Genomic DNA, 19,965 nt, shown 5'->3' with positions numbered 1-19,965 from the left:
GAGTAGGCCCGGCAGCTGCTCCTCGTCGGGGTGGCGGCCGGCTGCGTCGCGTCTTATTCCTGCACGGTTCCGGACCGGCAGGACATTGTCCATCCCCCGGTCAGGGTCCATCCTCGGCCCGGGCTTGTCCCCGGCCGAGGTCGGTCCCGGTCAGGCCCGGCCGCTTTGGTCACCCACGAGTGTGCCGATCTTCTCACCCTTGACGGCCCGCGCGATATTGCCCTCCGCCAGGAGCTCGAAGACCAGGATCGGCAGCTTGTTGTCGCGGCACAGCGTGATGGCGGTCATGTCGGCGACCTTGAGGTCGCGCGTGATGACCTCGCCGTAGCCGAGCGAGTCGAACTTGACGGCCTCGGGGTTGGTCTTGGGGTCGGAGTCGTAGACCCCGTCCACGCCGTTCTTGCCCATCAGAAGGGCCTCGGCGTCGATCTCCAGGGCACGCTGGGCGGCGGTGGTGTCGGTGGAGAAGTACGGCATGCCCATACCGGCGCCGAAGATGACCACACGGCCCTTCTCCAGGTGCCGTACGGCGCGCAGCGGGATGTACGGCTCGGCGACCTGCCCCATGGTGATGGCGGTCTGCACGCGGCTGTCGATGCCCTCCTTCTCCAGGAAGTCCTGGAGGGCGAGGCAGTTCATGACCGTGCCGAGCATCCCCATGTAGTCGGAGCGGGCCCGGTCCATGCCACGCTGCTGGAGCTCGGCGCCGCGGAAGAAGTTGCCGCCGCCGATGACGACGGCGATCTGGGCGCCGCCGCGCACGACGGCCGCGATCTCGCGGGCGATCTTGTGCACCACGTCGGGGTCGACGCCCAGTCCGCCGCCTCCGGCGAACGCCTCGCCGGAAAGCTTCAGCAGAAAGCGGCCCGCGCCTTTGCCGTCGTCGGTCTTCTCGCCCTTGTCGGCCTGGGTGGTGGTCATGGAGATCTCCTCATGGTGCACATACGAAGAAGGCCATTGCCGGTGGGGTGTTGTCTCCCATACGCGGCAATGGCCTCCTCGTCAGATCTGCTGTCGTCCGTCACGCACGCGCGCGTGTCGGCGTACGCGGACGACTGCTGCCGACCCTATAGGGGTCGCGCGTCGATCGCGGTACGGACTCAGATGCCGACCTTGATGCGCACGAAGCGCTTCAGGGTGACACCGGCCTCGTCCAGGACCTTCTGGACGGACTTCTTGTTGTCGAGCGCGTACGGCTGACCAAGGAGGGTGGCCTCCTTGAAGAAGCCGTTGACGCGACCCTCGACGATCTTCGGGAGGGCGGCCTCGGGCTTGCCCTCGGCGCGGGTGGTCTCCTCGGCGACGCGGCGCTCGGACTCGACGACCTCGGCCGGGACGTCCTCCTTGGAGAGGTACTTCGGCGCGAAGGCGGCGATGTGCTGCGCGACACCCTTGGCGAGGTCGGCATCGGCCTTGTCCAGCTCGACCAGGACACCGATCTGCGGGGGCAGGTCGGGCATGGTGCGGTGCATGTACGCGGCCACGTAGGCACCGGAGAACTGGGCGAAGCGGTCCAGGACGATCTTCTCGCCCAGGTTGGCGTTGGCCTCGTCGACGAACGCCTGAACCGTCTTGCCGGGCTCGATCTCGGAGCCGAGCAGCGCCTCGATGTCGGCCGGCGACGTCTTGACGACGTGCTGGGCGATCTCGTTGGCGACGGTCTGGAACTTCTCGCCCTTGGCGACGAAGTCCGTCTCGCACTTCAGCTCGACCAGGACACCGGAGGTGTTGTCGTCAGCGATGATGGAGACCACGGCGCCGTTCTCGGCGGAGCGGCCTTCGCGCTTGGCGACGCCCTTCTGGCCCTTGATGCGCAGTTCCTCGACGGCCTTGTCGACGTTGCCGTCGGCCTCGTCCAGCGCCTTCTTGCAGTCCATCATGCCTGCGCCGGTGAGCTCACGGAGCTTCTTGACGTCGGCGGCGGTGTAGTTCGCCATGATTCCTGGAATCTCTCTCGAAGTCTGAAGATCTACGGGCCGAACGGCGGGGGCTCGGTGTGCCCCCGCCGTTCGTGACCCGAAGGGGTGAGGGGTCAGGCCTGCTCGGCGTCCGCGGCCGGGGCCTCGGCGACGGGGGCCTCGGCGGCCGGGGCCTCGACAACAGCCTCGGCCTCGGCCTCGGCGACAACCTCGGCCTGCTCGGCGTCGGCAACCTTCTCCGTCTCGGCGGAGGTCTGGACCTCGGCGTCGTCGGCCTTCTTCTCGCCCTCGAGCAGGTCGCGCTCCCACGCGGCGAGCGGCTCGCCCGCGGCCTTGTCACCCTCGGCCTTGCCGGCACCGGAGCGGGAGATGAGGCCCTCGGCGACGGCGTCGGCGATCACGCGGGTGAGCAGGGTGACGGAGCGGATCGCGTCGTCGTTGCCCGGGATCTTGTAGTCGACCTCGTCGGGGTCGCAGTTGGTGTCGAGGATGGCGACGACCGGAATGTTGAGCTTCCGGGCCTCACCGACCGCGATGTGCTCCTTCTTGGTGTCCACGATCCAGACGGCGCTGGGCACCTTCTGCATCTCGCGGATACCACCGAGGGTCTTCTCCAGCTTGGCCTTCTCGCGCGAGAGCACGAGAAGCTCCTTCTTGGTGAGACCGGAAGCGGCGACGTCCTCGAAGTCGATCTGCTCGAGCTCCTTGAGGCGCTGCAGACGCTTGTAGACGGTGGAGAAGTTGGTGAGCATGCCGCCCAGCCAGCGCTGGTTGACGTAGGGCATGCCGACGCGGGTGGCCTGCTCGGCGATGGCCTCCTGCGCCTGCTTCTTCGTGCCGACGAACATGACCGTGCCGCCGTGGGCGACGGTCTCCTTGACGAACTCGTAGGCGCGGTCGATGTACGACAGCGACTGGAGCAGGTCGATGATGTAGATGCCGTTGCGCTCCGTGAAGATGAAGCGCTTCATCTTCGGGTTCCAGCGGCGGGTCTGGTGACCGAAGTGGACGCCGCTTTCCAGCAGCTCCCGCATCGTGACGACGGCCATGGCCGTTCTCCTTGGTGTTCTCGGTTGTGCCGCGTGTGCCGGACGGCACTCGCGCCTGACGCCCGCGATGCGCCTTGCCACGAGGGACCGAGGGGCGCTGACACCGGCTTTTGATGGCCGGGTGTCGGGGCGTGCGAAGTCGACCCGGTGACCCGGATCGCCACGAGAAGTGTACGGGACCCGGAAGGTGCAGGGTGACGCCGCTGTCCACAACCGGCCGGTGGTCCACAGATCCCGGCCATGATCCGTCAGATGCGGGACCGTTCTCGCATGCGAGCGAAACGATGTGTGTGCACGTGGCTGGGGTTGCTGTTGGGAATGACGGTGACCGTGCTGGGTGCGCTGGCCCCCTCAGCCCTGGCCCGGGCGAACGGTCCGGCGCCGCCGCCTCCCGCCAGTCCACCGGCCCCCGACGCGACGGTTCCGCAGCTTGCCCGCCTCTGGCCGGTGGGTCTGCACCCCTCGGTCCTGCGGGGCTGGGACCCGCCTGCGACGCCGTACGCCCGCGGCCATCGCGGGGTGGACCTCGCGGCGCCCCCGGGCGCCTCGGTGCGCTCCGTCGCGCCGGGCCGCGTCTCCTTCGCGGGGCGGGTCGCGGGCCGTGGAGTGGTCGCCGTCGAACTGACGGGCACGGGCGCTCCGCCCCTGCGCACGACCTTCACCCCCGTACGGGCGACGGTGCACCAGGGCGACGAGGTGGCCGCGGGCGAGGTACTGGGCACGCTCGAACCGGGCGACGCCCACTGCGGAACGTCATGTCTGCACTGGGGCCTGCGAAGAGACAGAACCTACTTGAACCCCCTGTCCCTGCTCCCGCCCTGGCTCCTGCACAGGGGCCCGTCCCGCCTGCTCCCGGTGACGAGCGCGCAGCGACAGCCGTCCGGGTCCCTGACCCTCCTGCCGTGAGAATCGAGGAAACCACCTCCCGCGGCCACGCTTCAGGCCCGGGCGCCCGGCTCGCGCAGAGTCAGCCCGGCGTGGGCATGGGCGAGGAGCGCCCGAAGCGCTGCCCGCCGGTCGACATGGGCCGGGCCAGGAGAGGCGTCTCCCTCCGCAAGAGGGAGCGGCGCTTCGCACACGGCCGGGCCGTGCCGTCCGCCCCGTCGCCGGGCACCCGGCGTGCAGGGGCTCAGCCCCGTACGCCCCGTAGTGCCATGCCCACCGCGGCGTCCGTGATCGCGCCGGGCTCTTCCGCGGCTCCCAACTCGATCCTCCGGACCGCCGCGTCGACCACGCCCTGCAGGAGCATCGCGGCCAGCCGAGGCTCGGCGTGGCCCATCTCCCGCAGCGCGTCGCCGATCATCGCTACCAGCCCGCCGTGCGCCGCGCGGATCTTCTCCCGGGCCCCGGCATCGAGCTCACTCGCGGAGATGGCCACGACAGCCCGGTGCCGCCGGTCCCCGACCAGCGCCAACTGCTGCCGGACATACGCCTCGACCTTGTCCTCGGGCCCGTCCGCCGCGGCCATCGCCGCCGAGACCTCCGCGGCCCAGACCGGAAAGTCCACCTCGCACAGCTCTTCGACCACGGCCGCCCTGGACCGGAAGTACTCGTACACGGAGGACCGCGCGAGCCCCGTGCGTTCGGCGAGGGCCGGGAAGGTCAGCGCCTCCGTCCCACCCTCGGACAGCAGGGACCGGGCCGCGTCCAGCAGGGCGGCTCGCTGCATCGACCGGTGCTCGGCCACGGAGGCCGCTCGAATCCTTGGCACGCCCTCCACTTTACGGACGGACCGCCCGGGACGGCAGTCACTCCCACCACCCGAAAGGAACGCGCCAGCGAGGGCGAGCGACCAGGCAGGGACGATTCAGCAGCTTGCCCCGCTCGAAGTCAGCGCCCGAAACTCGCCAGCTTGGCGCGCAACTGCAGCACCGACTTGGTGTGGATCTGGCTCACCCGGCTCTCCGTGACTCCCAGCACGTTCCCGATCTCCGCGAGCGTCAGGCCCTCGTAGTAGTAGAGCGTGACCACGGTCTTCTCCCGCTCCGGCAGCGTGTTGATCGCCCGTGCCAGAAACCTCCGCAGCTCCCGGTCCTCGGCGACCTCCACCGGATTGTCCGCCGCGGTGTCCTCCAGCGTGTCCATCAGACTCAGCCGGCCACCGCCCTCACCGCCGACGTGCAGCAGCTCCTCCAACGCCACCACATTGGCCAGCGACAACTGGCTGAAGACCGCGTGGAGTTCCTCCACCCCGATCCCCATCTCGGAGGCCACCTCTCCCTCCGACGGCGTCCGCCGCAGCCGCGCCTCGAGCGTCGCGTACGCCCGCTCCACATTGCGCGCCTTCTGCCGCACGGACCGGGGGATCCAGTCCAGCGCCCGCAACTCGTCGATCATCGCGCCCCGGATGCGCGTGATCGCGTACGTCTCGAACTTGATCTCCCGCTCGATGTCGAACTTCTCGATCGCGTCGATCAGCCCGAACACCCCCGACGAGACGAAGTCGGCCTGCTCCACATTGGCCGGCAGACCCACGCTCACCCGCCCCGCGACGTACTTCACCAGCGGCGAGTAGTGCAGGATCAACTGCTCACGCAGCCGCTCGTCCCCCGTCGCCTTGTACGACCGCCACAGCTCGTCGAGCGTCGAGGGAGCGGGCGGCCGCACGCTACCGCCGTCGCGGGCGGCTGGGGGGATCGCCGCCCGATCGGACCCGGAGGTGTGCTGGGGCATTCGTCGCCTTGTGCCGTTCTGCCGTGAACTGGGGGTACCTGGGTGAGCTGTCGCGCTGATGTCGAGTTGCCTGTCCTGCGTCGGAATTCACGTGAGCGTAGCGTGACTGGAGCGTCGCAGTGCGCGAAGGGGAGCGGATCAACCGTGCGCAGATACGTTCCGCTGTGCGTCCCTCGGGGGCATGTTCGTCGCCCTCCGTGATCATTGGGAGACATCAACTGCGGGAATTGCCAAGGCTGTCGGCGTTCGCCCGGACGGCCGAACACGCTCGGTCAGCACCCGCGACGATCGCCGCGGACCGAGATCATTGCCTGGCGTGTCAACTTCCAGCCGTCGCCGTGTCGTTCGACGAAGCCAAGTGATCGGAGTTCGTACAGCCTCCCGACCGCGTCGTCCGTGGTGGTCCCCGCCCCGCGGGCGATGTCCTCCGCCCCCGCCAGACCGCGCGCCGGCAGCGCGGCCAGCACACGCCCGGCGCCCGGATCCAGCAGGTCGCGCGGCAGCACGGGCCCGCGCCGGTCCGGGGCCAGCTCACCGATGTCGCCCACCAGTTCGGCGACGTCCGCGGCGTCCGTGACCAGGACCGCTTCCCCGCGCAGCAGCTCGTGCACCCCGGCCGACAGCCCGCTGGTGACGGGGCCCGGAACCCCCATCGCGAACCGCCCCAGCCGCTGCGCCGCCCGTGCCGTGACCAGCGCGCCACTGCGGTACGCGGCCTCGACGACCACGGTCCCCCGGGTGAGCGCGGCGATGACCCGGTTCCTGAGGATGAATCTGCTCGGCGTGGGATGGTCGCCGGGCGGCAACTCCCCCACGACCAGCCCCTGTTCGGCGATCCTGGTGATCAACTCGGTGTGTCCGCGCGGATAGGGCCGGTCGACTCCGCAGGCCAGTACGGCGACAGTGGCGCCGCCCGCCCCGAGGGCGCCCCGATGCGTGGCGCCGTCCACCCCGTAGGCACCGCCCGACACCACCACCCAGCCCCGCTCGGCGAGCCCGGCGCCGAGCATGGCCGCCATGTGGGCGCCGTACTCGGTACAGGCCCGCGCGCCGACCACGGCGACCGAGCGCAGCGCCCATATCCGCAGGCTGGGCCGCCCCCGTACCCACAGGCCGGTGGGACGCGTGTCGCCGAGGTCGTCGAGTTGCGCCGGCCACTCGGGGTCTCCAGGGCACACGAACCGGGTCCCGGCCTCCCGCGCCACCGCGAGGTCCCGCTCCGGATCCGCCCGCTCCGCCCTGGCCCGCAGTCCCGCCCAACGCTTGTCCGTCACTCCCCGCGGTTGCTCCCCGCCCGAGACGAGCCGCCGGACCGCCTCCGCGGCACCGACCGCACGGAGCCAGCGCCCGCAGACCTCGTCACCCGGTTCGATCACCCGCGCGAGGAAGGCCCGCTGAAGCCTCTCGTCCTCCTGGCTCACGACAGCGCGCCGATCGCCATCGGCACCCCACGGGGGACGCCGGTGCGCAGTTGCAGGGCGAGGGCGACGTCCGTCGCGCCGGGCCGGTCGTGTCCCACCAGGTCCGCGACGGTCCAGGCGACACGCAGCACCCGGTCGAGGCCGCGGGCGGTCACGGCACCTCGCTCCAGGCTCCGCTCCGCCTCGTCCATCGCGCCCAGGGACGCGTACCAGCGGCTGCGCAGCTCCCGTCCCGGCACTTCGCTGTTCGTCCGCCAGGGCGTGCCCGCCAGCCGCGCGGCGGCTCGCTCCCTGGCCGCCCGCACCCGGTCGGCGACCGTCTCGGTGGATTCACCCCGCGCACCGCGCCCGGTCAGCTCGGAGCGGGTGACGCGGTCCACCTCGACCCGCAGGTCGACGCGGTCGAGCAGCGGTCCGGAGAGCCTGGCCTGGTAACGGCGGATCATCGAGGGCGGGCACTCGCACAGGTCGTCCCGCTGCGAGAAACGGCCGCAGGGACAGGGGTTCGCCGCCAGCACCATCAGGAACCGCGCCGGAAACCGCACCACCCCCGCGCTGCGCGCGATCACCACATGCCCCGCCTCCAGAGGCTGGCGCAGCGCGTCGAGGGCCTGACTGCTGAATTCGGGCGTTTCGTCCAGAAAGAGCACTCCGCGGTGAGCCAGGGACACCGCGCCCGGCCGTGCGATCCCCTGGCCGCCGCCGACGAGGGCCTGCATGGTCGCCGAGTGGTGCGGAGCGCAGTAGGGGGCGATGTCGACCAGGGGTTTGCCCGGTGGCAGCAGGCCGGCGACCGAGTGGACGGCGGTGACCTCCAGGGATTCGCCCTTGGTGAGGCGCGGCAGGATGGCCGGCAGGCGCTCGGCGAGCATCGTCTTGCCCGCTCCCGGGGGACCTTCCAGGAAAAGGTGGTGGCCGCCCGCCGCCGCGACCTCCACGGCGGTCCGTGCCGAGTGCTGGCCCACGACGTCGGCGAGGTCGTGACCGTGGTCGTGCTGGGCGGCGCCCAACATGCCGGTGGCGGCGCCCGTGCCCGGCATCCGTAGTCCCGCCATCAGCGGATCCGGTCGCCCCTGCTCGTCCGGATCCTCCTCGGGCACCGGCTCGTCCGTGAGCACCGCGATCAGCTGGCGCAGACTGCGTACCCCGAGCACCGAGATCCCCGGTACGAGCGAGGCCTCGGCCGCCGCGCACTCGGGCACCACCACCTGCTCGTACCCGGCGTCCGCGGCGGCCAGGACCGCAGGCAGCACTCCCCGCACCGGCCGTACGCGTCCGTCGAGGCCCAGCTCGCCGATCATCACGATGTCGGAGAGCGCCCGGGGATCGATGCGCTCGGCGGCTCCCAGCACCGCGCAGGCGACGGCCAGGTCGAAACCGCTGCCGCCCTTGGGTACGGATGCCGGGCTCAGGCCGACGGTGAGTTTCTTCTGCGGCCACGCCGAACCGGAGTTCACCACCGCCGCCCGGACCCGGTCCTTGCTCTCGGTCAGGCTCTTGTCGGGCAGGCCGACCAGGGTGAAGGCCGCGACGCCCGGCTCCAGGTCCGCCTGGACCTCGACGACCACGCCCTCGACGCCCACGAGAGCCACCGCACAGGTACGCGCGAATCCCATCAGGCCACCCCCCGCGCGTGCTCGACCACGGGGGCGCCGCGTTCGGGGAGGACGACGCCGATCAGATCGATGCGGACGCCGCCGGGTGGGGCCCCGCCGTGTTCCTGGAGCCAGCGTTCGGCCAGGCCGCGCAGGCGCTGTGCCTTGGCCGGGGTGACGGCCGCCATCGGGTGCTCGAAGGCTCCCGATTTGCGCGTCTTGACCTCGCAGACGACGAGCGCGTCGCCGTCCCGGGCCACGATGTCGATCTCGCCGGTCCTGCCGCCGCGCCAGTTGCGCGCCAGGACCGTCATCCCGGTCTCGGTCAACCGCCGTGCGGCCAGATCCTCGCCGTACTTGCCCAGTGCGTTGCGTGCCTCGGGTGTATTCATGCCGGCACCACCTCCGGCGCCAACACTGAGGCCACTTCGTCCGACTATTGGATCTTGGTGGACAAGCGGCCGACTGTGGACAACTCCCTCACCCACACGAGGGTTCCTGGCCCGTCGTCAGCCGCCCGTCGTCAGCCGCCCGCCATCGGCCACCCGTCATCAGCCGCCCGGCAGCTCCAGATCGCTCTTGTTCAGCTCCTCGATATTCACGTCCTTGAACGTGAGGACACGCACCTGCTTCACGAAGCGAGCAGGTCGATACATGTCCCACACCCAGGCATCCGCCATGGACACCTCGAAGAACACCTCGCCCTGGACCGAGTGCACCTGCATCTCGTAGTCGTTGGTGAGGTAGAAGCGCCGTTCGGTCTCGATCACATATTTGAACAGACCGACGACATCGCGGTACTCCCGATAGAGCTTCAGCTCCATCTCGGTCTCGTACTTCTCGAGGTCCTCGGCGCTCATGGCATGTTCCCCTTCAGCCGTGCGTCCCCCTATTGTGCGCCAGCCCCGCGAGCCTCTAGACGATTTCGGTGTCGAGGATCTCGGGCCTGGCCGGAGGACCCTCGTCGAGCAGCCTGCGCAGCAGCCCGGCGAGCCTGGTCGGATACACCGTCTCATGTGCCTCGGTCAGTTCCCGGCACGTCCACCAGCGTGCTCCGGCGACACTGCGCCGTTCCAGCTCCGTCAGCCCGGCGGCGACGGTTCCCTTCTGGGTCGTACGGGCCAGGAAGTACCACTCGTCCTGGTCCCAGCGCCGCCCCGCGAACGGGAACGAGCAGCTCCGCTGCCACAGCACCGGGCCGAGCTCGACCTCGGTGATGCCGGTCTCCTCCACGAGTTCCCGCAGCGCGGCCTCCTCGCGCGTCTCGTCGCCCTCGAGGCCCCCGCCGGGCGTGAACCACCAGTCGTCCGCCGGATCGTCCGGCTCGTGACCGTGCAGCAGCAGAATGCGGTCCTCCGCGTCGAGCAGCACGACCCGGGCCACCTTCCGGGGCCCGCCGCCGTTGGAGTTCTCGACCGAACCCCCGTCCGATGCCTCAGGCGGCACCGGCGAGCTCCCTCCGCGTCCGGCCGCGCCGGCTCAGCCGCTTGGCGATCGGCCCGTACGCCGCCCCGCCCAGCACCAGCACCGCGCCGACCACGATGGCGGTCAGGACCAGCCGCAACGGCCCTGGTGACGAGATCCCGCCCAGCTTCTCGAAGCCCGTGGGGCGCGCCAGCATGCCGTTCATCGGCCAGGCGATGGCGTCCACACGGCCCTTCACCGCACTGCGCGCGACGGTGCCGTTGAAGGCCTCGGTGAGGTGGGCCGTGGAGTCCAGTGAGCCACTGCGCTCGTCGCCGAGCAGGAAGAGCCGGTCCTTGGGTACCTCGACGGTCGGGATCTGGGTCGACTCTGCGGCCTGGCCCTTGGCGAGATACGGCTCGTCGATCTGCTTGCCGTTGACGGTCAGCTTGCCGTTCGTGCAGCACGCGACCGTGTCACCGCCGACCGCGACGACCCGCTTGACGAGGAGCATGTCGCCCCAGCTCTTCTGCTTGAAGACGATGACATCGCCGCGCTTGATGTCACTGCCATCGATCCGCTGGGCCAGAATGCGATCGCCCGCCTTGATGGTCGGCACCATCGACTCGGTCGGCACGGTGTACGGCTGGTATTCGATCGCACCCCAGGCGAAGCCGCCGAGAAAGAGCACACAGCCGAGGGCCACGGCCAGCCCCGACAGCACGCTGCCGAGCCGCCCGCGGCCCTCGTCCGTACGACCTGATGTCCTGCTCATCCCAGTGCTCCCCAACTCGGAGAATCGATCCCACGGCCCGACCTGTGGGCCGCGGAAGATCGGCGATCTGGGACGGCACCCTACCCGGCGGTACCCCGACCAGAAACCCTCGGGTTTCCGGCGGTAAGGCGACGCCTGCGCCACAGCACCAGCGGCACCGCGCCGGCCAGTCCGAGCGCGCCCGGAGCGGCCGCGCTGAGGTTCTGGTCGAAGGTGTCGGGAATCGGCAGCGTGTCCCAGCGGGTGGGCGGCCAGGCGATCACGATGGCGCGGCCGACGACATTGCCCACCGGCACGAAGCCCTGGTGATCGTCCTGCTGGTGATAGCGCGAGTCCAGCGAATTCTGCCGGTGGTCACCCATGACCCAGATTTTGCCCTTGGGTACCGTCACCTTGAACTGGCCGCCCTGGTCGTCGACACTGCAGGGGGTGTTCCCGGCGTAGACGTACGACTCCTCGTTCAGTGCCTTGCCGTTGACCGTCACCGGGCCGCTGCCCTTGCACTCGATCGTGTCACCGGCGACACCGATGACCCGCTTGATGAGGTCCTTCTCGTTGGCGGACGGCATCAGGCCGATCTTGCTGAGGAACGTCTGCACGGCGTTCGGGTTCGGTGTGGGCTCACCCGCCAGCCAGTTGTCGGGGTCGTGGAAGACGACCACCTCGCCGCGCGAGGGCTCCGAACCGAACCACGGGGTGAGCTTGTCGACCAGGACCCGGTCGCCCTGCTGAAGGGTGTTCTGCATCGAGTCCGAGGGAATCGAGAACGCCTGGACCAGGAAAGTCTTGATCAGCAGCGCGAGAACGAGCGCGATACCGATGAGGAGCGGAAGCTCCTTCCAGAAGGAACGCGGCTTCTTGGGCTTCGGCTCCTGCTCGCCCTGCTCCTTCGTACCGCCGCCACCGTCCCCGGAGTCACTCCCGGAACCAGCGACGTCGTTCGTGGCCGGGGTGGCCGATCCGTCGGGTCGCTCCGGCTGCTCCTCGGGGCCATCGTGTCCGGATCGTGCGCCGACCGCCAAATCCCCCACATCCACTCCTCACTCCGTGCCGCCGCCTGCGCCGGATCCGGCGCAGGCCCACCACTCCCATAACGAGCGGGAGTTCCGCAGGGCTCGGGAGCGGGATCAATCGATTGAGATCCGCGGACGCCACCCTATGCGACGCGCCGAGAGCGGTTGCCGACCCGCTCGGTACGGACGCGAACGTGTCCGGTTCCTTCAGACGGGCCCAGTGCCCGAAGGGCCAGGCGATGACCATGGCTCTGCCGACGACCGAGCTCTCGGAGACGGTACCGCCGTATTTCTCGGTGCGGTGGTAGCGGGAGTCGGCGGAGTTGGCCCGGTGGTCGCCCATCACCCAGAGACGGCCCTTGGGCACGGTCTCTTCGAAGGAGAAGTCCGACGGCTTGTTCCCGGCCTGGATGTACGGCTCGTTGAGCGGCATGCCGTTGACGGTCACGCGCCCTTGGGTGTCGCAGCACTTCACGGTGTCGCCTCCGACCGCGACGACCCGCTTGATGAGGTCCTTGTCGTTGTCGGAGGGCAGCAGACCGATGGCCGTCAGGCCCTCTTTGACCTGCTTGACGACGACGGGGTCGTTCTTCTTGGTGGTCTTCTCCCCGGCCAGCCAGTTGCCGGGGTCCTTGAAGACGACGACGTCGCCGCGCTGGGGCTTGGAGCCGAACCATGGCGTGAACTTGTCGACGAGCACACGGTCGCCGATCTGGATCGTGTTCTCCATGGAGCCCGACGGGATCACGAAGGCCTGGACGAGGAACGTCTTGAGGACCAGGGCTATGAGCACCGCGACGCCCACAAGGAGGGGTATCTCCTTGATCGCGGAGCGCCGTCGGCGCCGCTTGACCTTGCGCTGGAGCTTGCGGCGCTCGGCACGGCCGGGCCGGACGGCGCCGCCGGCGGCGCGCCGGGTACCGGTGGGCAGCAGGTTGTCGGCAGCATGGTCGGAGACCCCACGCGGCCTGCCACGGTTACCCATGGGCGCCGTCCGCGGTGGGCACACGCGCGTAGGCGGCGGCACGCTCCAGCCGGGTCCAGTGGCCCGCGGGCCAGGCGATCCAGTCGGCCCGGCCGATCACGTCACCGACGGGGACCATGCCGCCGCCGGGAGACCCCAGGTGGTCGCGGGAGTCGCTCGAGTCGCTGCGGTGGTCACCGAGGAGGAACAGGCTGCCGGTGGGCACCACGACGTCGAAGGAGACGTCGGACGGGCTGTCCCCCGGGTACAGAAACGTCGACTCGTCGACCGACCGGCCGTTCACCTCGAGTCTCCCCTCCTTGTCGCAGCAGACCACGTGGTCTCCCCCCACACCGACGACGCGTTTGACGTAGTCGGCGTTCCCGAAATACCCGGTGCCGTCGAACACGACGACATCGCCCCGCCGCGGCTCAGCACCAAAACGGTACGCCAACTTATTTACGAGAACGCGGTCCCCGATCCTCAATCCGCGCTCCATCGAGCTGCTGGGAATCTCGAACGGCTGCATCACGAAGTTGCTGAACAGCACCAGGAACAGCAGACAGACCAGCGCGGTCAGAGTGATCCGCCCACCTGGGATCCAGTCCGCGGCCCGGGCCACCAACGCGAAACGCGACCGTCCCTCCGGCCCCTCGGCGTCCGAGATGTCCTCGGACTCAGTGGGGCGGGAGGAGCGGTCGCGCTCCGTGTGCTGTGCTTCGGTGTCCATCGGAGCCAGATGTTATCCGGCGTCCATGTGAACCCCTTCGCGAGCTCAGTTGTCGCGCTTCTCCTTGATCTTCGCGGCCTTGCCGCGCAGGTCACGCAGGTAGTACAGCTTCGCGCGACGCACGTCACCACGGGTGACGAGCTCGATCTTCTCGACGATCGGGGTGTGCACCGGGAAGGTACGCTCGACGCCGACCGAGAAGGAGACCTTGCGGACCGTGAAGGTCTCGCGGACACCGGCGCCCTGACGGCGGATGACTACGCCCTTGAACTGCTGCACACGGGAGCGGTTGCCCTCGATGACGCGGACGTGGACGTTGACGGTGTCACCCGGGCGGAAGGCCGGGATGTCGCTGCGCAGCGACGCGCTGTCGACGGAGTCGAGCAGGTGAGACATTTCGTCTGCTTTCTTCGCTGATGCCACAGGTCATCAACGGGAGCTAGTTTTCCAAGAGGGTGCTGCCGCGTCGGGGCGGACGTCGTGTCCCCCTGTGGCAGGGGCGCCCGGTCTACGCAGACAACAGCGGCCTATTCTTCCACGGCCTCTGGTCTGCGCCAAAATCGACCGCCGGGTTCCGGCTGCCAGCCCAGGATCGAGAGCATTTCGCGGTCCTTCTTGTCGAAGACGGAAGGGTCGCAACGCTCGATGAGGTCGGGCCGGTTCGCCGCCGTACGGCGCAGGGCCTCGTCGCGGCGCCAGCGGGCGATCTTCCCGTGGTGGCCGCTGACCAGCACTCCGGGGATCTCACGGCCGCGCCACGCCGGGGGCTTGGTGTAAACGGGCCCCTCCAGGAGGTTGGCCATGGCGCCGGGGGCGAACGAGTCGTCCCGGTGGGACTCGGCGTTGCCGAGAACACCCGGCAGCAGTCGCGCCACGGCCTCCGTGACGACGAGTACGGCGGCCTCTCCGCCGGCGAGTACATAGTCGCCGATGGACACCTCGTAGACGGGCATCCGGGTCGCGTATTCGTCGATGACCCTACGGTCGATGCCCTCGTAGCGGGCGGGAGTGAAGACCAGCCAGGGGCGCTCGGAGAGCTCGACGGCGAGTTCCTGGGTGAAGGGGCGCCCACTCGGCGTGGGCACGACCAGGACGGGCCCGTGGGAGCCGGTCTCGTAGCCGTCGGCCAGGACGGAGTCCAGGGCGTCGCCCCAGGGCTCGGTCTTCATCACCATGCCGGGGCCGCCGCCGTACGGGGTGTCGTCGACCGTGTTGTGACGGTCGTACGTCCACTCCCGAAGATCATGCACGTGCACATTCAGCTGCCCACGCGCGCGTGCCTTGCCGACGAGCGAGACGTTGAGGGGTTCCAGGTACTCGGGGAAGATCGTGACGACGTCGAGCCGCATCAGGCGTCGGCCCCCGAGGAGTCCTCGTCGTCCTTGGCGGAGGCGTTCTCCGTGTCCCTGGAGGAGACGATTTCCGCCCGCTCGTCGATCAGGCCCGGCGGCGGGTCGATGACGGCCCGCTGCTCCTCCAGGTCGATCTCGGTGACGATCTCCTCGACGAACGGGATCATGACCTCACTCCCGTCGGGCCGCTCGACCACGAACAGGTCCTGCGAGGGCAGATGGGAGATCTCCGTGATCCGTCCGACCTCCACCCCGTCCTTGGTGACCACGTCCAGGTCCATCAGCTGGTGGTCGTAGTACTCGTCCGGGTCCTCGGGCTGCTGGTCCGGGTCCACCTCGGCGATCAGGAGGATGTTACGCAGCGCCTCGGCGGCGTTCCGGTCGCGTACGCCTGCGAAGCGCAGCAGCAGACGGCCGCTGTGCACCCGGCCGGTCTCGATGGTCAGCGGTCCGGCGGAGGCCGGATCGGTGAGCAGGACGGCGCCGGGCCCGAGCCTGAGTTCCGGCTCGTCCGTACGGACCTCCACGGTGACCTCGCCCTTGATGCCGTGGGCGCGGCCGACGCGAGCGACTACCAGCTGCACTGTGCTTGATCTCCTGTCGATGTGCCTACGGCATGGGTTCGTAGACGACTACGGGCCGGGGACGGCTCGAAAGCCCTCCCCGGCCCGAGCCGGTGCTGCCTGTTACGTCAGCGGACGTGGTCCACGTCGACGAGGTCGACGCGGACACCTCGGCCGCCGATGGCACCCACGACGGTCCGCAGAGCGCGGGCGGTACGGCCGTTGCGGCCGATCACCTTGCCGAGGTCGTCGGGGTGCACCCGGACCTCGAGAACGCGCCCACGGCGCAGGTCGCGCGAAGCGACCTGCACATCGTCGGGGTTGTCGACAATGCCCTTGACGAGGTGCTCGAGAGCCTCCTCGAGCATGCTCAGGCCTCGGTCGACTCAGACGAAGAAGACGCGGCCGGGGCCTCGTCCTTCTTCTCAGCCTTCTTCTTCTGGGTGATGGCCTCACCCTTGCCCTCGTCGTCGCCGCCCAGGGCGTCGAACGACGGGCGCGTCGCCTTCGGCTCGGCCACGAGCAGCGGAGCAGGGGCGGGCTCGCCCTTGAACTTCTGCCAGTCGCCGGTCAGCTTCAGGATGGCGAGAACGGGCTCGGTCGGCTGCGCGCCGACACCCAGCCAGTACTGCGCACGGTCCGAGTCGACCTCGATGCGCGAGGGGTTCTGCACCGGGTGGTACAGACCGATCTCCTCGATGGCCCGACCATCACGGCGGGTACGGGAGTCGGCGACGACGATGCGGTAGTGAGGCGAACGGATCTTGCCCAGACGCTTCAGCTTGATCTTGACTGCCACGGAAGTGGTGTCTCCTGGTCTTGACGTGGTTGGGCACGGCGAGATGGCCGCGTGGGGTTGCGGTACCCGAGTGCCCGATGGACGCGTCAGCCGGAGGAGAGAGGGGTCCTGTGCGGCTGTCGAGTACAGCTAGCCATTGTGCCACACCCTGGCGGGTCGCCTTCACGGGGCAGCGTGCGGTGACCCCCGGCGCCGGATGCACGGCACCGGGGGTCACCGCCGAGGTCGGCAGCGCGCCCGGCTCGGACCGGGTGCCGCCGCGCGGGGCTGACTCCGAGTGAGTACGGCTGCCACGAGCAGCCGTCCGCTCAGCTCGCCGCGGCGCCCACGGCTTCAGGGATGCGGAACGGCTTCCCGCATCCTCCGCACACGATCGGCGCCTGCGCCAGCACGGACGGGACGACCCGTACGTTGCGGCCGCAGTCGCAGACCGCCTTGACGCGGACACCTCCCCCGGAGGAGCCGTGCCGGGCGGCCGGGCCCCGGAACGAGCGGGCCGTGTCCGCGGCGGTCGCGGCGGTATGTGCCTTCAGGGCGCGCTGCAGCCGCTCGATCGTCGGGCGGTAGCGCCGCTTCGCCTCGGGGTTGAGCGTGACCAGGGAGAAGCCACTGCTGGGGTGCGGCTCCTCCGGGTGGTCGAGGCCCAGCTCTTCGGCGATGGCGAGGAATCTGCGGTTGTGGTACCGGCCGGCGCGCGAAGTGTCGCGGACTCCGCGGGCGGCTGCGATGCCATGGACTGCCTCATGCAGCAGTCGTTCGAAGGAGAGTTCGTGCCCGCAGGCGGACGACGACTCTCCGATCAGGGACTCTGGCGCGGCAAGATCGGGCAGTTCGGGGTGGTGCCGCTGAATGTCGGCCCACGCCCCTGCCAGCTCTGCGGCGAGAACAGGTGGTGTCGTGCTCACGTAATGACAACGAGCCGGGGGGCCTCTGTGTTCCTATTCCGGGGCATCCCAAATAATTTGCACGTACCCGTCAGTTGCCGCTGATGCGTCCGGACGAGGGCGGGTGCGCTGATCTGCGGAGAAGCCTCACAGCTCACACCAAGCTGGTACGTAGTAACGCGTACGCCCCGGCGCGTAGACGGTGTCCGCGCGCCGGGGCCCCTGTGGTCATCAGATGCGCAAGAGGCGTTTCGGCCTCGCTGGCGGCCTACTCAGTAAGCGCGCGCGACGACCGCGACGTTACCGGGTGCGTCGTCGGTGTCGGGCACCGACCCGTCCTCGGCGACCAGACACCGTACGGTCACGGAGTGCTCGGCGAGCTCGGCCTCGCCCTCTTCCCCGAGGTCGGCCCACGGAATGCGCGCCCAGCCGCCGGCGGCGGCCGTCTCGACGGCCTCCTGGATCGTCGACACCTCCGAAGTGCGGGACTCCCGACGCTCACGCGACTGCTTCAGAAGCAGCGCCTGGTCCTCTTCGAGGACGGTGGGGAGCAGTTCCGCCAGAGCGTCGATGACAACCGGCTCCTTGCCGCCGGGGATACGGCGCACCAGCATCGCGGTGCCGTTCTCCAGGTCACGGGGCCCGACCTCGACGCGGACGGGGACGCCCTTGAGCTCCCAGTCGACGGCGCGCCGCCCGAACGGGACGTCGGTGCGGTCGTCCACGTGGACGCGTACACCCGCCGCCTTCAACCGGTCGCCGATTTCGCGGACCTTGGCCAGAACCGCCTCGTCGCCCTTGATCGCGAGGACGACGGCCTGGATCTGGGCGAGCCGCGGCGGGACGCGCAGTCCGTTGTCGTCGCCGTGCATCATCACCAGGGCGCCGATCATGCGGGTCGTCGAGCCCCAGGAGGTCTGCCAGACCAGCTCCTGCTTGCCTTCCTTCGACAGGTACTGGGTGTTGAAGGCCTTGGCGAAGTTCTGGCCCAGCTCGTGGCTGGTGGCCATCTGGAGGGCCTTGCCGTCGCCCATCATGCCTTCGAGCGTGAGGGTGTTGATGGCACCCGCGAAGCGCTCCTTGGCGGTCTTGCGGCCGGGGACGACATCCATGCCGAGAACGTTCAGCATGAAGTCCTCGTACACCTGGCGGTGGATGTGCGCGGCGAAGTCGCGGGCGTCCTCGTACGTGGCGTGCGCGGTGTGGCCCTCCTGCCAGAGGAACTCGGACGTGCGCAGGAAGAGGCGGGGCCGCAGCTCCCAACGGACCACGTTCGCCCACTGGTTGATCAGCAGCGGCAGGTCGCGGTAGCTCTGCACCCACTTCGAGAAGTAGTCGTTGATGATCATCTCGGAGGTGGGGCGGACGACCGCGGGCTCCTCGAGCTCCTTGCCGCCGCCGTGCGTGACCACCGCGAGCTCCGGTGCGAAGCCCTCGACGTGGTCGGCCTCCTTGGTGAGGTACGACTGCGGGATCAGCAACGGGAAGTACGCGTTCTGGGTACCCGTCTCCTTGATGCGGGCGTCCATCTCCGCCTGCATCCGCTCCCACAGCCCGTACCCGTACGGTCGGATGACCATGGAGCCGCGCACCGGTCCGTTGTCGGCCAGCTCGGCCTTGGCGATCAGATCCTGGTACCAGCGCGGGAAGTCGTCCGCCTGGGGCGTGAGAACGGGTGCCTTTGCCATGGCGCGATCGTACGGGCACACGTTGCCGGCATGTGAATTCTTGTGCCGCGCGCGGACAGCGCGCAAGCAGCGCGCCACAACCCCTGGACGGCGCGACGAGTGCGGAGTTACCTGACATACGGGGGAAGAGCGAGCGCACTGCACGGGGGCAAGGGAAACGGGGCGCAGCGGCAACTCTCGGCGGATTGGGGCGCTTTCGATGACACCTACGCTCGTGCGGCATCACCTACCTCACGCGGCCGCGCCGCCCCGGGTGGATCCGTGTGCACGCGCGCGTGACTGGGCCGAGATCCAGGAGCGGATGCTGGTGCCGCTCTACGAAGCCGTCTACGAGCGGCTCGAAGTGGGCGCCGGGGCACGGGTCCTCGGCCTGCGCTGCGGTACGGGGCTGGCCCTTCTGATGGCGGCGTCCCGGGGAGCGGCGGTGACCGGCGTCGACTCCTCTTCGCCCGAACGCGTGGCACTCGCGCGGGAACGGTTACTGCCGGACGGGTGGGGCACACGCGCGCGTGCCGACGCCCGGATCGTGGAGGGGTCTCCCTCGGACCTCGCCGACCCGGCGGCGGCCGCGTACACGCTGGTGACCGCGTTCGAGCCGATCGGGTGCGCGCCGGGGGACGCCGAGGAACTCGGGGAGCTGCTGTCGGCGGCCACTCCGCTCGCCGAGCGGGGGGCGGCCGTGGTGCTGGTCGGATGGGGGCCGCCGGAGCGGTGTGCCACGTCCGCGGTGCTGCCGGGCGAGGGGTGCGGGCAGGCTCCTCGCCGGGACGACCTGGAGGAGGTCGCCGAGCGGGCCGGGCTCCGGCCGGACGGGTCCGGGCGGGTGGCGTGTCCCTTCGGGTACGCGGACGTGGAGAGCGCGGTGCGGGGGTTGTTGTCGACCGGGCTGTTCGACGCGGCGGTCGGTGCGACGGATGTGGTGCAGGTCGGCAAGGAGCTGACGGAGGCGCTGCATCCGTATCAGCGCGCGGACGGCACGGTGTGGATGCCGAATGTGTTCCGGTACCTGATCGCACGCACGGGCTGAGGTCGCCGGGTCTTCGCCCCCGCCGCCCCTACCGGTCCCTGCTGCTCGGGGTCTGCCTCGCCCTCGGCGCCCAGACTCTGAAGACCCGTCTCGCCGATTCCCGCAGCCC

At 69.7% G+C, this 19,965-nt stretch carries 23 protein-coding genes; 2 read left to right on the top strand and 21 right to left on the bottom strand.

Features of this window, described 5'->3' with window-relative positions; all coding sequences use genetic code 11:
* Nucleotides 1-150: 150 nt before the first annotated feature.
* From pyrH to rpsB, 3 genes are all read right to left on the bottom strand, one after another.
* Complete coding sequence (gene pyrH / locus ACFVWD_RS24695) at nucleotides 151-921, bottom strand: UMP kinase (RefSeq protein WP_054235346.1); 771 nt, start codon at nucleotides 919-921, stop codon at nucleotides 151-153.
* 179 nt (nucleotides 922-1,100) lie between these two features.
* On the bottom strand, nucleotides 1,101-1,937 hold the full coding sequence (tsf, locus tag ACFVWD_RS24690; RefSeq protein WP_389599001.1) for a translation elongation factor Ts: 837 nt from the start codon (nucleotides 1,935-1,937) through the stop codon (nucleotides 1,101-1,103).
* 95 nt (nucleotides 1,938-2,032) lie between these two features.
* Nucleotides 2,033-2,968, bottom strand: a complete 936-nt coding sequence (rpsB, locus tag ACFVWD_RS24685; protein ID WP_054235348.1) for a 30S ribosomal protein S2 — start codon at nucleotides 2,966-2,968, stop codon at nucleotides 2,033-2,035.
* 270 nt (nucleotides 2,969-3,238) lie between these two features.
* On the opposite strand from rpsB, the gene ACFVWD_RS24680 reads away from it, so the two are divergent.
* On the top strand, nucleotides 3,239-3,874 hold the full coding sequence (locus ACFVWD_RS24680; protein ID WP_389598999.1) for a murein hydrolase activator EnvC family protein: 636 nt from the start codon (nucleotides 3,239-3,241) through the stop codon (nucleotides 3,872-3,874).
* Between the two features lie 223 nt (nucleotides 3,875-4,097).
* Here ACFVWD_RS24680 and ACFVWD_RS24675 read toward each other — a convergent pair whose 3' ends face one another.
* From ACFVWD_RS24675 to proS, 18 genes are all read right to left on the bottom strand, one after another.
* A complete protein-coding gene (locus tag ACFVWD_RS24675; RefSeq protein ID WP_389599088.1) occupies nucleotides 4,098-4,655 on the bottom strand; it encodes a TetR/AcrR family transcriptional regulator in 558 nt (185 codons plus the stop codon).
* 143 nt (nucleotides 4,656-4,798) lie between these two features.
* Nucleotides 4,799-5,641 (bottom strand): RNA polymerase sigma factor WhiG, encoded by an 843-nt coding sequence (gene whiG, locus ACFVWD_RS24670; RefSeq protein WP_067371119.1) that lies wholly within the window; start codon nucleotides 5,639-5,641, stop codon nucleotides 4,799-4,801.
* Nucleotides 5,642-5,913: 272 nt separating this feature from the next.
* Nucleotides 5,914-7,062 (bottom strand): DNA-processing protein DprA, encoded by a 1,149-nt coding sequence (gene dprA / locus ACFVWD_RS24665; RefSeq protein ID WP_389598997.1) that lies wholly within the window; start codon nucleotides 7,060-7,062, stop codon nucleotides 5,914-5,916.
* Nucleotides 7,059-8,678: a YifB family Mg chelatase-like AAA ATPase gene (locus ACFVWD_RS24660; protein WP_389598995.1), complete on the bottom strand. Its 1,620-nt coding sequence runs from the start codon at nucleotides 8,676-8,678 to the stop codon at nucleotides 7,059-7,061. The genes dprA and ACFVWD_RS24660 overlap by 4 nt, the downstream gene beginning before the upstream one ends.
* Nucleotides 8,678-9,049, bottom strand: a complete 372-nt coding sequence (locus ACFVWD_RS24655) for a YraN family protein (RefSeq protein ID WP_168495969.1) — start codon at nucleotides 9,047-9,049, stop codon at nucleotides 8,678-8,680. Before ACFVWD_RS24655 ends, ACFVWD_RS24660 begins: the two co-directional genes overlap by 1 nt.
* 159 nt (nucleotides 9,050-9,208) lie before the next feature.
* Nucleotides 9,209-9,517, bottom strand: a complete 309-nt coding sequence (locus tag ACFVWD_RS24650) for a DUF2469 domain-containing protein (RefSeq protein ID WP_003965949.1) — start codon at nucleotides 9,515-9,517, stop codon at nucleotides 9,209-9,211.
* Between the two features lie 55 nt (nucleotides 9,518-9,572).
* Complete coding sequence (locus ACFVWD_RS24645) at nucleotides 9,573-10,103, bottom strand: NUDIX hydrolase (RefSeq protein WP_389598994.1); 531 nt, start codon at nucleotides 10,101-10,103, stop codon at nucleotides 9,573-9,575.
* Nucleotides 10,093-10,836, bottom strand: a complete 744-nt coding sequence (gene lepB, locus ACFVWD_RS24640; RefSeq protein ID WP_389598993.1) for a signal peptidase I — start codon at nucleotides 10,834-10,836, stop codon at nucleotides 10,093-10,095. The genes ACFVWD_RS24645 and lepB (ACFVWD_RS24640) overlap by 11 nt, the downstream gene beginning before the upstream one ends.
* A gap of 80 nt (nucleotides 10,837-10,916) precedes the next feature.
* Nucleotides 10,917-11,867 (bottom strand): signal peptidase I, encoded by a 951-nt coding sequence (lepB, locus tag ACFVWD_RS24635; RefSeq protein ID WP_389598991.1) that lies wholly within the window; start codon nucleotides 11,865-11,867, stop codon nucleotides 10,917-10,919.
* Complete coding sequence (lepB, locus tag ACFVWD_RS24630) at nucleotides 11,752-12,834, bottom strand: signal peptidase I (protein ID WP_389598990.1); 1,083 nt, start codon at nucleotides 12,832-12,834, stop codon at nucleotides 11,752-11,754. Before lepB (ACFVWD_RS24630) ends, lepB (ACFVWD_RS24635) begins: the two co-directional genes overlap by 116 nt.
* On the bottom strand, nucleotides 12,827-13,543 hold the full coding sequence (gene lepB / locus ACFVWD_RS24625; protein WP_389598989.1) for a signal peptidase I: 717 nt from the start codon (nucleotides 13,541-13,543) through the stop codon (nucleotides 12,827-12,829). The genes lepB (ACFVWD_RS24630) and lepB (ACFVWD_RS24625) overlap by 8 nt, the downstream gene beginning before the upstream one ends.
* A gap of 45 nt (nucleotides 13,544-13,588) precedes the next feature.
* Nucleotides 13,589-13,939, bottom strand: a complete 351-nt coding sequence (rplS, locus tag ACFVWD_RS24620; protein ID WP_054235359.1) for a 50S ribosomal protein L19 — start codon at nucleotides 13,937-13,939, stop codon at nucleotides 13,589-13,591.
* 131 nt (nucleotides 13,940-14,070) lie between these two features.
* Nucleotides 14,071-14,892 carry a tRNA (guanosine(37)-N1)-methyltransferase TrmD gene (gene trmD / locus ACFVWD_RS24615; RefSeq protein WP_101400909.1) on the bottom strand — a complete coding sequence of 274 codons (822 nt, stop codon included), beginning with the start codon at nucleotides 14,890-14,892 and terminating at the stop codon, nucleotides 14,071-14,073.
* Nucleotides 14,892-15,479: a ribosome maturation factor RimM gene (gene rimM / locus ACFVWD_RS24610; protein WP_389598988.1), complete on the bottom strand. Its 588-nt coding sequence runs from the start codon at nucleotides 15,477-15,479 to the stop codon at nucleotides 14,892-14,894. The genes trmD and rimM overlap by 1 nt, the downstream gene beginning before the upstream one ends.
* A 107-nt stretch (nucleotides 15,480-15,586) precedes the next feature.
* A complete protein-coding gene (locus ACFVWD_RS24605) occupies nucleotides 15,587-15,826 on the bottom strand; it encodes an RNA-binding protein (protein WP_005479813.1) in 240 nt (79 codons plus the stop codon).
* A gap of 2 nt (nucleotides 15,827-15,828) precedes the next feature.
* Entirely contained in the window at nucleotides 15,829-16,257 is a 429-nt protein-coding gene (rpsP, locus tag ACFVWD_RS24600) for a 30S ribosomal protein S16 (protein ID WP_060901212.1), read from the bottom strand.
* A 308-nt stretch (nucleotides 16,258-16,565) separates the two neighbouring features.
* The gene (locus ACFVWD_RS24595; protein WP_168530431.1) at nucleotides 16,566-17,162 is read right to left on the bottom strand and encodes a hypothetical protein; all 597 of its coding nucleotides are present in this window, start codon (nucleotides 17,160-17,162) and stop codon (nucleotides 16,566-16,568) included.
* A 251-nt stretch (nucleotides 17,163-17,413) separates the two neighbouring features.
* Nucleotides 17,414-18,829, bottom strand: a complete 1,416-nt coding sequence (proS, locus tag ACFVWD_RS24590; RefSeq protein ID WP_389598986.1) for a proline--tRNA ligase — start codon at nucleotides 18,827-18,829, stop codon at nucleotides 17,414-17,416.
* Between the two features lie 199 nt (nucleotides 18,830-19,028).
* Here proS and ACFVWD_RS24585 point away from each other — a divergent pair, with 199 nt between their 5' ends.
* The gene (locus ACFVWD_RS24585; protein WP_389598984.1) at nucleotides 19,029-19,856 is read left to right on the top strand and encodes a class I SAM-dependent methyltransferase; all 828 of its coding nucleotides are present in this window, start codon (nucleotides 19,029-19,031) and stop codon (nucleotides 19,854-19,856) included.
* The last annotated feature ends 109 nt before the right edge of the window (nucleotides 19,857-19,965 follow it).

It is taken from the genome of Streptomyces sp. NPDC058086 (assembly GCF_042885015.1).
Taxonomy (GTDB): domain Bacteria; phylum Actinomycetota; class Actinomycetes; order Streptomycetales; family Streptomycetaceae; genus Streptomyces.
Note: the sequence above shows the minus strand (reverse complement) of the source record. Positions and strands in the feature narration are given on the sequence as shown.

Bases quoted from the DNA above. Each gene is read 5' to 3' on its own strand.
- rpsB (WP_054235348.1), bottom strand. From the start codon at position 2,968: ATGGCCGTCGTCACGATGCGGGAGCTGCTGGAAAGCGGCGTCCACTTC.
- tsf (WP_389599001.1), bottom strand. From the start codon at position 1,937: ATGGCGAACTACACCGCCGCCGACGTCAAGAAGCTCCGTGAGCTCACC.
- ACFVWD_RS24660 (WP_389598995.1), bottom strand. From the start codon at position 8,678: ATGGGATTCGCGCGTACCTGTGCGGTGGCTCTCGTGGGCGTCGAGGGC.
- rplS (WP_054235359.1), bottom strand. From the start codon at position 13,939: ATGTCTCACCTGCTCGACTCCGTCGACAGCGCGTCGCTGCGCAGCGAC.
- lepB (WP_389598990.1), bottom strand. From the start codon at position 12,834: ATGGGTAACCGTGGCAGGCCGCGTGGGGTCTCCGACCATGCTGCCGAC.
- lepB (WP_389598993.1), bottom strand. From the start codon at position 10,836: ATGAGCAGGACATCAGGTCGTACGGACGAGGGCCGCGGGCGGCTCGGC.
- proS (WP_389598986.1), bottom strand. From the start codon at position 18,829: ATGGCAAAGGCACCCGTTCTCACGCCCCAGGCGGACGACTTCCCGCGC.
- pyrH (WP_054235346.1), bottom strand. From the start codon at position 921: ATGACCACCACCCAGGCCGACAAGGGCGAGAAGACCGACGACGGCAAA.
- ACFVWD_RS24680 (WP_389598999.1), top strand. From the start codon at position 3,239: ATGCGAGCGAAACGATGTGTGTGCACGTGGCTGGGGTTGCTGTTGGGA.
- ACFVWD_RS24650 (WP_003965949.1), bottom strand. From the start codon at position 9,517: ATGAGCGCCGAGGACCTCGAGAAGTACGAGACCGAGATGGAGCTGAAG.
- whiG (WP_067371119.1), bottom strand. From the start codon at position 5,641: ATGCCCCAGCACACCTCCGGGTCCGATCGGGCGGCGATCCCCCCAGCC.
- trmD (WP_101400909.1), bottom strand. From the start codon at position 14,892: ATGCGGCTCGACGTCGTCACGATCTTCCCCGAGTACCTGGAACCCCTC.
- ACFVWD_RS24655 (WP_168495969.1), bottom strand. From the start codon at position 9,049: ATGAATACACCCGAGGCACGCAACGCACTGGGCAAGTACGGCGAGGAT.
- lepB (WP_389598989.1), bottom strand. From the start codon at position 13,543: ATGGACACCGAAGCACAGCACACGGAGCGCGACCGCTCCTCCCGCCCC.
- ACFVWD_RS24605 (WP_005479813.1), bottom strand. From the start codon at position 15,826: ATGCTCGAGGAGGCTCTCGAGCACCTCGTCAAGGGCATTGTCGACAAC.
- ACFVWD_RS24585 (WP_389598984.1), top strand. From the start codon at position 19,029: ATGACACCTACGCTCGTGCGGCATCACCTACCTCACGCGGCCGCGCCG.